This is a genomic window from Microbulbifer sp. MCCC 1A16149, from assembly GCF_050368945.1.
In the GTDB taxonomy this organism is placed as follows: Bacteria; Pseudomonadota; Gammaproteobacteria; order Pseudomonadales; family Cellvibrionaceae; genus Microbulbifer.
Genome location: NZ_CP185959.1, coordinates 1,041,303 through 1,056,005 on the forward strand (window position 1 = coordinate 1,041,303; position 14,703 = coordinate 1,056,005).

Here is a 14,703-nt window from a genome sequence, read left to right on the forward strand (position 1 = left end):
AGAACGACGAAAGAGCAAGTAGATACAAGTAGATATAAAGGTGCGCGAAAAGCGCAGGGAATATTTCGATCATGGGTGCAGTGAAAAAACAGCAACAACAGCCGGGAATTGCCCGCTGGCGCTTTGCGCTGGTGGCCGGTTTGCTGTGCCTGCTCGCTGTGTCGCTGATCGTGCACCTGGCGGGCCTGCAGGTATTGCCGGAGCAGGATAAGGGTTACCGCTTCCTGCAGGATCAGGGGCGCGCGCGCACCATTCGCACCGAAGAGATTGCCGCCTACCGGGGTTCCATCCTTGACCGCAACGGCGAACTGCTCGCGGTGAGCACCCCGGTGCAGACTATCTGGGCAAACCCTCAGCTGTTGAAAGAAGCGAGCGCGGAAGAGCTGCGCGCGTTGGCTGCGGCCCTGGGTACGCCGCCGGCACGCCTTGCCAAGCGTCTGGAGAAGTATCGCAACAAAGGCTTCATGTACCTCCGCCGGCATATGACCCCGGAGCGTGCGGACAAGGTGTTGGGCCTGGATCTGGCGGGTGTTTACAGCAAGAAGGAATATCGCCGTTTTTACCCGGCCGGCGAGGTCACTGCGCAGTTGCTGGGCTTTACTAATATTGACGACCTCGGTCAGGAGGGGCTTGAGCTCGCCTACGAGCAGTCCCTGGCGGGCGAAGCGGGCAAGCGTCAGGTGGTGAAAGACCTGAAGGGACGCACGGTGCAGGATCTGGCTGTGAAGCAGGAGGCACGCCCTGGCCGCGATCTGCAGCTCACCATCGATATGCGCCTTCAGTACCTGGCATACCGGGAGCTGAAAAAAGCGGTGGCGGAAAACGGTGCCGCCTCGGGCTTTATGGTGATTCTGGATACCCAGAGTGGCGATGTGCTGGCGATGGCCAATCAGCCTTCTTTTAACCCGAACAATCGTCACGGGGTAAAGGCGGCGGCGATGCGCAACCGCGCACTGATCGACCAGTTCGAGCCGGGTTCCACCATCAAGCCCCTGACCGCGCTGGCGGCGCTGGAGACCGGGCGTTACACGCCCCATACCCGCATCAATACCAGTCCCGGCTATATCCGCCTGCCGGGCAAGACGCTGCTGGATCCGGTGAACTACGGTGAGATTGACCTGACCCGGGTGATCACCAAATCCAGCCAGGTCGGGATCACCAAGGTGGCGATGGACCTGGAGCCGGAAACTCTGCGTGAACTTTTTTACCGGCTTGGGCTCGGAGAGGCGGTTGGCAGCGGATTCCCCGGGGAGGCGCCGGGCATTCTGCCCACCCGGGATCGGTGGCATCCCATTGAATTGGCCAACTTTGCCTTCGGCTACGGTTTAACAGTGAATGCCGTGCAACTGGCCCAAGCCTACAGTGTCGTCGCCAATGCCGGGCTCAAGCGCCCGGTTTCGCTGATTTTGGCGCAGGGTAAAAAGCCGGTGGCTGGTGAACCCGTGGTCGAGCCTGAGCTAGCGCGTCAGGTCAGTGCCATGCTGGAAACCGTTATCGGCTCCGAGGGGACCGGCAAGCGGGCTGCGGTTGAGGGTTACCGGGTAGCGGGCAAGACTGGCACCGTGCACAAAGTGGGTAGCGGCGGTTATGCCGATAACCGCTACCGGTCGGTGTTTGCCGGCTTTATTCCTGCGGATAATCCGCGCCTCGCGGCGGTGGTTGTCATCGACGACCCGAGTAATGCCAAGTACTACGGCGGTGAAGTAGCCGCGCCGGTATTTGGCAAGGTAATGACCGGTGCCATGCGCCTGTTGCAGGTGCCACCGGAAAAAGTCGCCCCTGCTGAGCAGCAGTTGGCGACACAGCTGGACGAGAGAGGTACTGCATCGTGAACCAGCAGAATGCAATTCAGAATCGCAAGATCTCCCTGATGACCCTGGTGCCGGGTTACGCGGGGATTCCGGACATCGAGGTTACCGGCGTGGCGCTGGACAGCCGCCAGGTCAAAGCCGGTGACGTATTTATGGCCCTGCGCGGCACCGTGGTAGACGGTCGCAAGTTTATTGATACCGCCATCGACAGTGGCGCCGCCGCGGTGCTTGCGGACGGCGACGTGCTGGGAACTGAAGAGCGCAAGGGTGTTCAGGTTGTCACTGTCCCCGGGCTCGCCGCGCGTGTTGGCGAGATCGCGGCGCGTTTCTACGGACATCCATCGGAGGCCATGTACCTCGTCGGTGTAACGGGAACCAATGGCAAGTCCACCTGTGCCTACCTGGCCTCCCAGCTGCTGGCGAAGCACTTCGGCAGTGCCGCAGTGATGGGCACCATTGGCAACGGCGTATGGAAAGAGGGCGCGATCAGCCTGCAAGAGACGGGCCTGACCACGCCCGATCCGGTGCGCCTGCAACACGATTACGCGGAATTTTATGCCCAGGGCGCGCGCGCTGCTGCCATGGAAGTGTCTTCCCACTCCCTGTCCCAGGGGCGTGTACACGGGCTGGTGTTCGATACCGCGGTATTTACCAACCTGACCCGCGATCATCTCGATTACCACGGCAACATGGCTGCCTATGGCGCCGCCAAAGAAAAGCTGTTCGGTTTGCCCAAGCTGAAGCGCGGTGTGATCAATATTGATGATCCTTTCGGCGCGCAGATGGTTGAACGCTGCAAGCTGCGCGGGCTCAAGTTGATTACCTATGGACTGCAGTCCGGGGATCTTCAGGTGCGCAACCTGAAACGTCTCGACGATGGTTTTGCCGTGGATCTGATTACCCCCTGGGGCGAAGGAGAACTGCGTGCACCGCTGATTGGTGATTTCAATATCCACAATGCGCTGGCTGTGGTTGCCGCAGTGGGCGCTGCAGGTATGCCGCTGGCGGATATTCTCGCCGAGTTTCCCAATATCCAGCCGGTTCCGGGGCGGATGGAACGTGTCGCGAGTGAGGGGCAGGCCGCGGATGAAATCAATGTCCTGGTGGATTACGCACACACACCGGATGCGTTGCGCGCGGCGCTGGAGGCGGCTCGCCCTTACTGTCGCGGCAAACTCTGGTGCGTTTTTGGCTGTGGTGGTGACCGCGACAACGGCAAGCGTGCCCCCATGGGGCGTATTGCTGCAGAGCTTGCGGATCACGCAGTGGTTACCAGTGACAACCCGCGCGGGGAAGATCCACAGGCAATTGTCGATGACATCCTTACGGGAATTGAGGCTGACCAGTGCACCGTAAAAATCGATCGCGCCGAAGCCATCCGCTTTGCCATTGGCGAGGCGGCGGCCGGTGACACGGTACTGATCGCCGGCAAGGGCCATGAAGATTACCAGCTGATAGCCGGCGAAAAACTGCATTTTTGCGATCGCGAACAGGCTGCAGAGGCCCTCGCGCGCAGAGCCGAGCAGGAAGTGGAGGGCAGCCGCTGATGATTGCACCGCTCTCCCTGCAACAGTTACAGCAGCGTTTTGGTGGCGAATTGCCAAATGGCTCCGTGGACTTCGAGGCGGTGTGTACCGATACCCGCAAACTGGATGCCGGCTCCCTGTTCGTTGCCCTGCGCGGAGAGAATTTTGATGCACACGATTTTCTGGATCAGGTGGACGGAAAGGTTCTCGGCGTAGTAACCGAACAGGTCATCGAGGGATCGACGCTGCCGCAGTGGCTGGTGTCTGACACTACCGTAGCCCTCGGGCAGATTGGTCGATTGTGTCGCGAGCAGTTCGGTGGACCGGTCATCGGGATTACCGGTTCTTGTGGCAAAACCACGGTCAAGGAAATGCTCGCGGCAATTTTTGGCCAGCGCCACAAGGTCTGTGTAACCCGCGGCAATCTGAACAATCACTTCGGTGTGCCCATGACCCTGTTTTCCCTGGCGCCGGAGCACCAGGTTCTGATCGTGGAGATGGGGGCCAGTGGTCCCGATGAAATCGGCTACCTGTGCGGCATCGCTAAACCGCAGATTACAGCGGTAAACAATGTGATGCCAGCCCATGTAGAGGGTTTCGGCTCCGTCGATGGCATTGCTACCGCCAAGGGGCAGATTTACACCAGTCTTGAGACTGGCGGAATCGCAGTGATTAACGCGGATGATAACTACGCGGATTACTGGCGGGGTGAAATGCCCGAAGGCGTGCGCACTGTCGAGGTCGGATTTGGGCATCAGTGTGCAATCCACCCGGACAATATTGCGCTGAACGCACTGGGCTGTCCGTCTTTTGATCTGGTAATCGAGGGCGTGTCCCACCCGGTACAGCTGCAGTTGTTGGGTGAGCACAATGTGCACAATGCGCTGGTCGCTGCGGGCTGTGCCTACGCCGCGGGTATCCCGGTTGCAGAAATTGCTGCTGGCCTGAGTGCGCTGGCAGGGGTTGGCGGCCGTATGCAGTCGTTTACCGGCGCATCGGGAGCGGCGCTGATTGACGACAGCTACAACGCGAACCCGGGTTCCGTCAGCGCTGCCATCGAGCTGCTGGCGCAGCGGGAAGGCAAGAAAATACTGGTTCTGGGTGACATGGCAGAACTCGGTCCGGAAGCGGATCGCGCGCACCGCGAAATGGGGCAACTGGCCCGTGAACGCGGTGTCGATCAACTGTTTACTCTGGGAACCCTGAGTGCGGCGGCGAGCATCGAGTTTGCTGCCGGGCACCCCAACAAACAAAGGAATTTTTCCGAGCGCGAGGCCCTGGTTCGGGCATTGGCGCCGGAGCTGGATGGAAACACCACTGTGCTGGTGAAAGGTTCCCGCAGTGCGCGTATGGAACTGGTTGTGCAGGCACTGACCAACGGGAATCAATAAAAGGTTTTAACGATGCTGCTATGGCTGGCTGAATATTTACAACAGTTTGAGAAGGGCTTTTCGGTCTTCGATTACCTGACCGTGCGCGCCATTCTCGGCGCGCTGACGGCGCTGGGTATTTCTCTGCTGGTGGGCCCGCGCATGATTACCTGGCTTAACCGTCTGCAGGTAGGACAGGCAGTGCGCGACGATGGCCCGCAATCTCATTTGAGCAAATCCGGTACCCCGACTATGGGGGGGACCCTGATTCTTGCAGCCATTTTCTCCGCCTCTCTGCTGTGGTCCGATCTCAGTAACCGACTGGTGTGGGTAACCCTGCTGGTCACTTTTGTGTTTGGTGCGGTGGGTTTTGTGGACGACTACAAAAAAGTCGTGGAGAAGAACTCCCGTGGATTGATCGCGCGCTGGAAGTATTTCTGGCAGTCGGTTGCGGGGCTGGGCGCGGCCATCTATCTGTTTATGAGTGCGACTACGCCGGCGGAAACCCAGTTGTTTGTGCCGTTTTTCAAGGATGTGGCGATCAATCTTGGGCCCATCACATTTGTACTGTTGACCTATTTCGTGGTGGTCGGATCGAGTAATGCGGTCAACCTCACGGATGGCCTGGATGGCCTCGCGATCATGCCTTCGGTCATGGTAGGCGGTGCGCTGGGTGTGATTGCCTATCTGGTAGGGCACGTGGAATTCGCCACCTACCTGCATATTCCGTCGATTTCTGGGGCGGGGGAACTCGCCGTATTCTGCGCCGCTCTGGGCGGGGCCGGGTTGGGATTCCTCTGGTTTAACACTTATCCGGCCCAGGTATTCATGGGCGATGTGGGCGCGCTGGCACTGGGAGCGGCGCTCGGCATCATTGCCGTGATCACCCGCCACGAGATCGTATTGTTCATCATGGGTGGGGTGTTCGTGATGGAAACTGTGTCGGTGATTTTGCAGGTGGCCTCATTCAAGCTGACCGGAAAACGTATTTTTCGCATGGCGCCGCTGCACCACCATTTTGAATTAAAAGGCTGGCCGGAGCCGCGGGTCATCGTGCGGTTCTGGATTATTACCGTGGTACTGGTGCTCGCCGGCTTGGCGACACTGAAGCTGCGCTGATTTGAATTGAACACACTGGGATAAATGTAGAGCCAATGAGCCTCATCGCAACCTCAGAGAAAAAAGTGGTCATCGGACTGGGCGCTACCGGGCAATCGGTAGTGCGCTTTCTGCTGCGCCAGGGTATTTCTCCGGTTGTGGTGGACAGCCGGGAAGCGCCGCCGGCATTGGCCGCGTTCCGCGAAGAGTTTCCCAACGTGCCTGTTGAGTGCGGTCCCCTGAACCGGGAGACACTGCTGGCAGCCAGCGAGATTATTGTGAGCCCGGGTATCGGCGTGGCGGAACCGGCGATTGCCGCGGCAGTGGCGGCGGATATTCCGGTGATTGGCGACATCGAGCTGTTTGCCCGCGAGCTGGCAGTGGCCGAGCCTGCGCCCAAAGTGATTTCGATTACCGGCTCCAATGGCAAGACTACCGTAACAACCCTGATGGGATTGATGGCTGAAGCGGCGGGCGTGGACGTCCGTGTGGGTGGCAATATCGGTGTGCCGGTACTGGATCTGCTAGCCGGGCAAGAAAAGCTGCCGGAACTGTTTGTGTTGGAGCTCTCGAGCTTTCAGCTGGAGACCACTTACTCGCTGCAGTCCGAAGTAGCAACGATTCTAAATGTCAGTGCCGACCATATGGACCGCTATGAGAATCTGGCTGCCTATCACCGGGCAAAGCAGCGGGTTTATCGCCACGCGCGCCAGTTCGTGATCAATCGGGCGGATCCACTGACCCGTGGGCCTCTGTCGCGCGAAAGCTACGAGTGGAGTTTCGGGCTGGATCGTCCGGACCTGCAGCAGTTTGGTGTTATCTACGCCGATGGTGAGAGCTGGCTGGCACAGGGCGCCGAAAAGCTGATGCCGACCGCCGAGCTGGGCATGGTGGGCAGTCACAATGTGGCTAACGCGCTGGCAGCACTGGCGCTGGGTAAAGCGGTTGGCTTGCCGATGGCTGCCATGCTGGAGGTATTGCGCACCTTTACCGGCTTGGCCCACCGCTGTGAGCGGGTGGCGGATCGCGACGGCATCACCTTTGTAAATGATTCCAAGGGCACCAATGTAGGTGCCACCCGTGCGGCGCTGGATGGCCTCGTAGAGAGGGAGCGAAAAATCGTGCTGATCGCCGGCGGCGATGGCAAGGGAGCAGATTTCTCCCCGCTGGCGGCGGCCGCGCATACCTTGCGCGGACTGGTCACCATCGGTGTGGACGGCCCCAGAATCGCGGAAACCTTCGCTGGCAAAGTAGCTCATACCGCAGCATCAACTATGGATGAAGCGGTCGCGGCAGCGACTGCCATGGCGCACAGTGGTGATTTTGTTTTGCTGTCGCCGGCTTGCGCCAGCTTTGATATGTACCGCAATTTTGAGGCGCGCGGCGAAGATTTTCGCCGTGCGGTCAACGAGCAGATCGCAACCTCTGATAGCGACGCCGATACTGCGCAGGGCGCAGGAGGTGCGCAGTGAGTCGCAAGGATCAGACCAAATTGAAAGTGGCGGCCAATGATCAGAGTGATGAATTCGCCTGGGTCCTGCCGTTCTGTGTGCTGGCGCTGGCCAGTATCGGCGTGGTGATGGTGGCCTCGGCTTCCATCGCTTTTGCCACCGACGTGTACAACGATGCCTGGTACTTCCTAAAGCGGCATCTGGTGTTCCTGGCTGCCGGTGCCTTTGGCGCGCTGATAGTTAGCCGCGTCTCGCTGGCGACCTGGTCCAACCTGTCCTGGACGCTGTTGATTTTCGCCTGCGGCATGTTGCTGGTGGTGTTGATTCCCGGTGTAGGACGTGCAGTTAACGGCAGTATGCGCTGGATTGCACTGGGCCCGATTACCGTGCAGCCGGCGGAGATTGCCAAGTTTTGCTGCCTGATTTTTTTCGCCAGCTTTCTGACCCGGCGCCACGAAAAGTTGCGGCACTGGAGCAGCTTTATGGTGCCGATCTCTGTACTGGGTATTGTGGCAGTGCTGCTCTTACTGGAACCGGATTTTGGCTCAGTAGTGGTCATTTCCGGCACTGCTCTGGCGATGGTATTTCTCGCTGGCGCGCGTCTGCCGCATACGTTTTTGCTGGTAGGGCTCGCCGCCTGCGGGCTGGTGTTGATGGCGCTGGTGAGTCCGTATCGACTGCAGCGCCTGACGACATTCCTCGATCCCTGGGGCGAGCAGTATGCCGGCGGCTACCAGTTGACCCAGTCGCTGATCGCCTTTGGCCGCGGTGAGTGGTTTGGTGTCGGCCTCGGCAACAGCGTGCAGAAACTGTTTTATCTGCCGGAAGCGCATACGGATTTTGTATTTGCGATTCTGGCGGAAGAGTGGGGCATGTTCGGCGGTCTGGTGGTAATCGGCCTGTATGTGGTGCTCACCTGGTCACTGCTGCGGCTGGTGCGCAAAGCGCTGGTGAAGCAGGAATTTTTTACTGCGCTGCTGACTTTCGGCATCGCGGTACTGCTGGCGGGGCAGGCTTTCGTCAACATGGGCGTGGCTTCCGGACTGTTGCCGACAAAAGGGCTGACGTTGCCGTTTGTCAGCTCAGGTGGATCCAGCCTGGTGGTTTGTTTCGCCCTGTTTGGGCTGGCGTGGCGCGCGCAGAAAGAATTGAACAGTGACCAAAATGAATCGGAGGGCAGTATCGCCAAGATTCGACAGCTGCCTATTTTCAACCCTCTGCAACTGGGTGATCGAAAAACCGGGGAGGCGGCGTGATGGCAAAGTCTGACAACGCGCCGTTCACCGGCAAAAAATTTCTGGTGATGGCAGGCGGAACTGGCGGGCATGTATTCCCCGCGCTGGCAGTTGCACGGGCATTGCAAGCGCAGGGCGGCAGCGTCGAGTGGCTCGGTACCATGCGTGGCATCGAAGCGCAGTTGATTCCGGCTGCGGAAATCCCGCTGCACTTCATCACCGTGGAAGGGATCCGTGGCAAGGGCGCTGCAGCCCTGCTGAAAGCGCCCATCCAGATCAGCAAAGCGATCTGGCAGGCACGTCAAGTGGTCAACAATGTGAAGCCGGATGCGGTACTGGGGTTTGGCGGATTTGCCACCGGACCGGGCGGCGTTGCCGCGCGACTGGCAGGGATACCGCTGATTATCCACGAGCAGAACGCGGTAGCCGGTACCACCAACCGTTTACTGGCGAAAATTGCCAGTCGCGTGCTGGAGGCATTTCCCAGCGGTCTGCCTGCAGCGCAGGAAGTGGGTAATCCGGTGCGTGCGGAAATCGCCGAGCTGCCAGCACCAGCGGAGCGGGTGGGCAAGTCGTCACCGCTACGTTTACTGGTACTGGGTGGCAGCCTCGGCGCCGTGGCGATCAATGAGCTGGTGCCGCAGGCACTGGCAAAAATATCCGCGGACAAGCGCCCTCAGGTTGTACACCAGGCCGGTCAGCGTCACCTGGATCTGGCGCAGGAAGCTTACGAGCGCGCCGGTGTGGAGGCTCAGGTAGTTCCCTTTATCAGCGATATGGCAGGTGCTTACGCCCAGGCAGATCTGGTGATTTGCCGGTCCGGTGCACTGACCGTGTCTGAAATCGCTGCCGCGGGACTCGGTGCCATCATGGTGCCTTTCCCATTCGCCATTGATGACCACCAGACCAAAAATGGCGAGTGGTTGGAAAAAGCCGGCGCGGCGCGGGTAATCCAGCAGGATGCGCTGGACGCAGACCAACTCGCCGCATTGCTCGAGGAACTATTCGCCGAGCCGAAAAAATTACTGGCAATGGCAGAGGCTGCACGCCGTGTCGCCAAGCCCGATGCGACCGACCGGGTGTTGGACGTATGTCGCGAAGAGATGGGGTGTTGATATGTCTCGCGAATCAAAGAATTCAGAAACTGCTGAGAAAAATATGACTGACAACGGCGATCGTCGCTACCACGTGCCTGCCATGCGCCGCATTCGCCGGATCCATTTTATCGGTGTGGGCGGTGCGGGAATGAGCGGCATCGCCGAGGTTTTGCAGAACCAGGGTTACGAAGTCTCCGGATCCGACTTGCGCGAGAGCAAGGTGACCGAGCGTCTGCGCAGCCTGGGTATCAAGGTGCTGATTGGGCACAGCGCTGAAAATGTCAGCGATGTGGATGTCGTGGTCAATTCTTCCGCGATCTATGGGGATAACCCGGAGCTGATCGCGGCGCGGGACCACCGTATTCCAGTGGTGCGTCGTGCGGAGATGCTCGGTGAATTGATGCGCTACCGCTACGGTATTGCTGTTGCCGGTACCCACGGTAAGACCACCACCACCAGTTTGATCGCGTCGATCTTTGCGGCTGACGGCAAGGACCCCACTTTTGTTATCGGCGGACTGGTGAACAGTGCCGGTGCCAATGCCGCCCTGGGCGAGAGCCGTTATTTGGTCGCGGAGGCTGACGAGAGCGATGCCTCTTTCCTGCATCTGCAGCCGATGGTCACGGTAGTTACCAATATCGATGCGGACCATATGGAGACTTACGGCGGAGACTTCGAAAAGGTCAAACAGATCTTTATCGATTTTATCCACAATCTGCCGTTTTACGGCCTGGCGGTGGTCTGCGGGGATGACGCTAATGTGCAGGAAGTGATTCCGCGCATGGCGCGTCCGGTGACAACTTACGGCTTTGACGAGAGTAATGATTTCCGCATCAGCGATGTGCATCAGGAACCGCTGCGCAGTTTCTTTAATGTGCATCGCCCGGATGGCAGCGTGCTGGATGTGTGTGTGAATATCCCCGGAATCCACAACGTTCTGAACGCGACCGCTGCGATCGCAGTGGCAAGCGAAGAAGGTGTTAGCGACGCGGCAATTCGCGAGGGGCTCAAAGGTTTCCAGGGCGTCGGACGTCGATTCCAGATTTACGGTGAGTACCCGGTGAGTGATGCCAGCGATGCCGCACCGGTGATGCTGGTAGATGATTACGGTCACCACCCACGGGAAGTGGCGGCGACCATCAAAACCGTGCGTGACGGCTGGCCCGAGCGTCGACTGGTGATGGTGTATCAGCCGCATCGCTACACGCGTACACGGGATTTGTTCGAAGATTTTGTACAGGTGCTTTCTCAGGTCGACAAACTGGTTCTTCTAGATGTATATAGCGCCGGTGAAGCGGTAATTCCGGGGGCAGATGGTCGTACCCTTGCGCGCAGTATCCGCAACCGCGGCCAGATAGACCCGATCTTTGTGGAAAAGGTTGAGCAGGTCCCGCCGGTACTGGCGGATTTGCTGGAGCCCGGCGATATCGTCCTCACCCAGGGGGCGGGTAATGTTGGTGGCCTTGCTCAACAGCTGTCGGAATGGCGCTTCGGCGACAAGTCCGGCTCGGATCAGTAATCGGTCTCAATGGCCCGGTTTGGCGAAGCGTAAACGTGGCGAGAGAGAAAAAGGTCCAGCAGCAAAAGAAAGGTCGCGGTAAGCCGTCGCCTCGGGGTGCCCGCGCATTGCCGGACCCGAACGAGGAAACGGGCCTGCGCCCGTTGCGGCTGCTGCTGGCAGTGGCGTTCCTGCTACTGGTGGGATCGGGTCTCGGCTACAGCGCGCGCTGGTTGTGGCAGCAGGCTCCGGCGGTAGAGCTGAGCCGCGTAGATGCGCTGGAGAATGTGCGAGTAAAAGCGCCGTTTCGCGCGGTAACGGAGACGCAGGTCGAAGACATCCTGCTGCCGTATTTGCGCAAAGGGTTCTTCTCGCTGGACATCGGCGAAATGCGCGCGGCATTGATGGCCAACCCGTGGATTGTGAATGCTTCGGTAAGCCGCAGCTGGCCAAATGGTGTCGAGGTGGTAGTGGAAGAGGCTGAGCCTCTCGCTATCTGGGGCGGCGATCAGCTTTTGATTGCCAGCGGTGAATTGTTGCCGAGACCGGAAAATTTGAAGGAACTGCGTCTGCCGGAACTGGCCGGGGATGCGGAACTGGTGGAGCGGATCATGGCGCAGTACCAGGCGCTGGCCGGGCTGCTCACCACAAAAGATATGGAAGTACGCCGGCTGTCGTTTGACGACCTGGCGGGGTGGCAGCTCGAGCTGGTGAGTGGTATCCGCTTGCAGCTGGGGCACGATGAACTGCTGGAGCGAGTAGATCGCTTTCTCAGTCTGACACGCGGCGTACTGGCGCCGCATCTGCAGAAAATTGTGGGCGTAGATACCCGCTATAACAATGCAGTTGCGGTGCAATGGAAACAAAAAGACACAAAAGAAAACTGACAACAAAACAGGCAGATAAAAAGCTGGGCCCGGCCCTGATCTGACATGCTCAATGTGGATCGGCGCACTCGTCCAGCGAGGTTGAAAATCCAATGACACAAACAACTGAACCACGCATGATCGTCGGTCTGGATATCGGTACATCCAAGGTCGTGGCGATTGTCGGTGAGGTGACCGGAGACGGCGAACTGAATATCGTCGGAATTGGTTCTCATCGCTCTACCGGTATGAAGCGGGGCGTGGTGGTGAATATCGAGTCCACGGTGCAGTCGATTCAGCGCGCGGTTGAAGAAGCGGAACTGATGGCCGGCTGTGAGATTCACTCTGTCTATGCGGGGATTGCCGGCAGTCATATTCGCAGCTTGAATTCCCACGGCATCGTGGCGATCAAGGACCGCGAGGTTACCCAGCAGGATCTGGATCGGGTGATTGATGCCGCGCGCGCGGTAGCGATCCCGGCAGACCAGAAAATTCTGCATACCCTGCCGCAGGAATACCTGATCGACAGCCAGGAAGGGGTCAAGGAGCCTCTGGGCATGTCCGGTGTACGCCTGGAAGCCAAGGTACACCTGGTGAGCGGTGCGGTGAATGCGGCACAGAATATCGAAAAGTGTATCCGTCGCTGTGGCCTGGAAGTGGAAGACATCATTCTCGAGCAGTTGGCATCGAGCTATGCGGTGCTGACCGATGACGAGAAAGAGCTGGGCGTGTGCATGGTGGATATTGGTGGCGGCACCACTGATATTGCGGTGTTTACCGGCGGTTCCATTCGTCACACCGGAGTAATTCCGATTGCCGGCGACCAGGTGACTAACGATATCGCGATGGCATTGCGCACACCCACGCCGCATGCGGAAGAACTGAAAATCAAATACGCCTGCGCCCTGGCCAAGTTGGCGCGGGAAGGGGAAACCATCAAGGTGCCCAGCGTGGGCGACCGGGCGCCGCGGGATCTCTCCCGTCAGGCGTTGGCAGAAGTGGTTGAACCTCGTTACGACGAATTGTTCACCCTGGTACAGGCGGAGTTGCGCCGCAGTGGATTCGAAGACCTGTGTGCAGCGGGAATTGTCCTCACCGGCGGTTCTTCAAAAATGGAAGGCGCTGTAGAGTTGGCCGAGGAAATTTTCCACATGCCCGTGCGCCTCGCGGTACCGCAGGGAATTGCCGGTCTGACGGATATCGTCAGCAATCCGATTTATTCCACCGGTGTTGGTCTGTTGATGTATGCGATCAAGGTGGAAGACAACAAGGGTAGTAAGAGCTCCACGGTTCAGCGCAGCGAAAACCAGTGGTGGGACAAGGTCAAACACTGGTTCAGAGGCAACCTCTGATTCAGAAAATAATTACCGGGATCGATAATTAAAATTTGGACATGAGCAAAAAAGGGGAACAGCAATGTTCGAACTCGTAGATAGCGTACAGGACAAGCCTGTCATTAAAGTGATCGGTGTTGGTGGCGGTGGCGGTAACGCCGTCAAGCATATGATCGCCAGCGAAGTGAATGGTGTGGATTTCATCTGCGCAAACACCGACGCGCAGGCGCTGAAGGATGTCGAGGCACAGACCATCCTGCAGCTGGGTAACACCATTACCCGCGGTCTCGGTGCGGGCGCAAACCCCGATGTGGGTCGCCAGTCCGCGCTGGAAGATCGCGAGCGCATCGCGGAAGTTCTGACCGGTGCGGATATGGTTTTCATTACCGCGGGTATGGGGGGCGGTACGGGCACTGGCGGTGCACCGATCGTGGCGGAAATCGCCAAGGACCTGGGTATCCTCACCGTTGCCGTAGTGACTCGTCCGTTCATGATCGAGGGTCGCAAACGCGCCACGGTTGCCGAAGACGGTATTCTCGAGTTGCGCGACAAGGTCGACTCCCTGATTACCATCCCCAACGATCGTCTGCTGGAAGTGCTCGGCAATAAGATCACCATGAAGGCTGCCTATAAAGAGGCGGACAACGTGTTGCTGGGTGCGGTGCAGGGAATTGCCGATCTGATGATCCGCCCGGGCATCATGAACGTGGATTTCGCCGATGTGCGCACCGTGATGTCCGAGATGGGCATGGCGATGATGGGTTCCGGTGCGGCCATCGGTGAGAACCGAGCGCGCGAAGCGGCTGAGAAAGCCGTTCGCAGCCCGCTGCTGGACAACGTCAACCTGCAGGGAGCCCGCGGTATTCTGGTGAACATCATCACCGGTAGCGAAGAGGGTGGCTGCCAGGAACTGACTCTGGGTGAATACTCAGAAGTGGGTCAGATCGTTCAGGAGATCGCCTCCGATGATGCCACCGTGGTGATTGGCACCGCGGTTGACGACAAGCTGGGCGATGAAATGCGCGTAACCGTGGTTGCGGCGGGTCTCGGCGAGGCCACTGCCCAGGTTGCCCGTCCCACCAAGGTGGTGGACAACACTGCCCGCCGTCCGGAGAGCCGTGAAGCGGCGCGTCCGGCTGCGCCGGCAGATGCCTCCCGCGACACCCAGGAAGTCCGCGGAAGCCGTGTGGAGAAGGAGCGTCCGGCTCGCTCCATGCCGCCATTGAACCCGGCCGATCAGGATATGGAATACCTCGATATTCCCGCATTCCTGCGTCGCCAGGCAGACTGATTCCGTCCCGCACCCACCGGAGTCGTGGGGCGGAAACATCTGCTCATGTCTACACCCGGCCGTTCAGGCCGGGTCTCCGCCCGCTCCGGTGTGCGGTATCCGGACACGCCCCCTGTAAAGGGGGCT

General features: G+C 59.1%; 11 protein-coding genes. All 11 read left to right on the plus strand.

The window, feature by feature from the left end:
• Positions 1 to 71 precede the first annotated feature (71 nt).
• The 11 genes from ACONT6_RS04280 to ftsZ all read left to right on the plus strand — a co-directional run bounded on the left by ACONT6_RS04280 (position 72) and on the right by ftsZ (position 14,577).
• Positions 72 to 1,832: a peptidoglycan D,D-transpeptidase FtsI family protein gene (locus tag ACONT6_RS04280; protein ID WP_428820566.1), complete on the plus strand. Its 1,761-nt coding sequence runs from the start codon at positions 72 to 74 to the stop codon at positions 1,830 to 1,832.
• Positions 1,829 to 3,358: a UDP-N-acetylmuramoyl-L-alanyl-D-glutamate--2,6-diaminopimelate ligase gene (locus tag ACONT6_RS04285; RefSeq protein ID WP_428820567.1), complete on the plus strand. Its 1,530-nt coding sequence runs from the start codon at positions 1,829 to 1,831 to the stop codon at positions 3,356 to 3,358. The genes ACONT6_RS04280 and ACONT6_RS04285 overlap by 4 nt, the downstream gene beginning before the upstream one ends.
• Complete coding sequence (locus ACONT6_RS04290; protein ID WP_428820568.1) at positions 3,358 to 4,728, plus strand: UDP-N-acetylmuramoyl-tripeptide--D-alanyl-D-alanine ligase; 1,371 nt, start codon at positions 3,358 to 3,360, stop codon at positions 4,726 to 4,728. Before ACONT6_RS04285 ends, ACONT6_RS04290 begins: the two co-directional genes overlap by 1 nt.
• Positions 4,729 to 4,740: 12 nt before the next feature.
• Positions 4,741 to 5,826: a phospho-N-acetylmuramoyl-pentapeptide-transferase gene (mraY, locus tag ACONT6_RS04295; RefSeq protein ID WP_428820569.1), complete on the plus strand. Its 1,086-nt coding sequence runs from the start codon at positions 4,741 to 4,743 to the stop codon at positions 5,824 to 5,826.
• A 35-nt stretch (positions 5,827 to 5,861) separates the two neighbouring features.
• Positions 5,862 to 7,277 carry a UDP-N-acetylmuramoyl-L-alanine--D-glutamate ligase gene (murD, locus tag ACONT6_RS04300; protein WP_428820570.1) on the plus strand — a complete coding sequence of 472 codons (1,416 nt, stop codon included), beginning with the start codon at positions 5,862 to 5,864 and terminating at the stop codon, positions 7,275 to 7,277.
• Positions 7,274 to 8,512, plus strand: coding sequence for a putative lipid II flippase FtsW (gene ftsW, locus ACONT6_RS04305; RefSeq protein WP_428820571.1), 1,239 nt, complete (start codon positions 7,274 to 7,276; stop codon positions 8,510 to 8,512). The genes murD and ftsW overlap by 4 nt, the downstream gene beginning before the upstream one ends.
• Positions 8,512 to 9,606 (plus strand): undecaprenyldiphospho-muramoylpentapeptide beta-N-acetylglucosaminyltransferase, encoded by a 1,095-nt coding sequence (gene murG / locus ACONT6_RS04310; protein ID WP_428820572.1) that lies wholly within the window; start codon positions 8,512 to 8,514, stop codon positions 9,604 to 9,606. The genes ftsW and murG overlap by 1 nt, the downstream gene beginning before the upstream one ends.
• 43 nt (positions 9,607 to 9,649) lie before the next feature.
• Positions 9,650 to 11,107, plus strand: a complete 1,458-nt coding sequence (murC, locus tag ACONT6_RS04315; protein WP_428820573.1) for a UDP-N-acetylmuramate--L-alanine ligase — start codon at positions 9,650 to 9,652, stop codon at positions 11,105 to 11,107.
• 35 nt (positions 11,108 to 11,142) lie between these two features.
• Positions 11,143 to 11,973, plus strand: coding sequence for a cell division protein FtsQ/DivIB (locus ACONT6_RS04320; protein WP_428820574.1), 831 nt, complete (start codon positions 11,143 to 11,145; stop codon positions 11,971 to 11,973).
• 92 nt (positions 11,974 to 12,065) lie between these two features.
• Positions 12,066 to 13,304, plus strand: a complete 1,239-nt coding sequence (gene ftsA, locus ACONT6_RS04325) for a cell division protein FtsA (RefSeq protein WP_181253876.1) — start codon at positions 12,066 to 12,068, stop codon at positions 13,302 to 13,304.
• A 64-nt stretch (positions 13,305 to 13,368) separates the two neighbouring features.
• On the plus strand, positions 13,369 to 14,577 hold the full coding sequence (ftsZ, locus tag ACONT6_RS04330; RefSeq protein WP_428820575.1) for a cell division protein FtsZ: 1,209 nt from the start codon (positions 13,369 to 13,371) through the stop codon (positions 14,575 to 14,577).
• Positions 14,578 to 14,703: the final 126 nt, after the last annotated feature.

Coding starts and splice junctions, on each gene's coding strand:
- ACONT6_RS04280 (WP_428820566.1), top strand. CDS start 72: ATGGGTGCAGTGAAAAAACAGCAACAACAGCCGGGAATTGCCCGCTGG.
- ACONT6_RS04290 (WP_428820568.1), top strand. CDS start 3,358: ATGATTGCACCGCTCTCCCTGCAACAGTTACAGCAGCGTTTTGGTGGC.
- mraY (WP_428820569.1), top strand. CDS start 4,741: ATGCTGCTATGGCTGGCTGAATATTTACAACAGTTTGAGAAGGGCTTT.
- murD (WP_428820570.1), top strand. CDS start 5,862: ATGAGCCTCATCGCAACCTCAGAGAAAAAAGTGGTCATCGGACTGGGC.
- murG (WP_428820572.1), top strand. CDS start 8,512: ATGGCAAAGTCTGACAACGCGCCGTTCACCGGCAAAAAATTTCTGGTG.
- murC (WP_428820573.1), top strand. CDS start 9,650: ATGACTGACAACGGCGATCGTCGCTACCACGTGCCTGCCATGCGCCGC.
- ftsA (WP_181253876.1), top strand. CDS start 12,066: ATGACACAAACAACTGAACCACGCATGATCGTCGGTCTGGATATCGGT.
- ftsZ (WP_428820575.1), top strand. CDS start 13,369: ATGTTCGAACTCGTAGATAGCGTACAGGACAAGCCTGTCATTAAAGTG.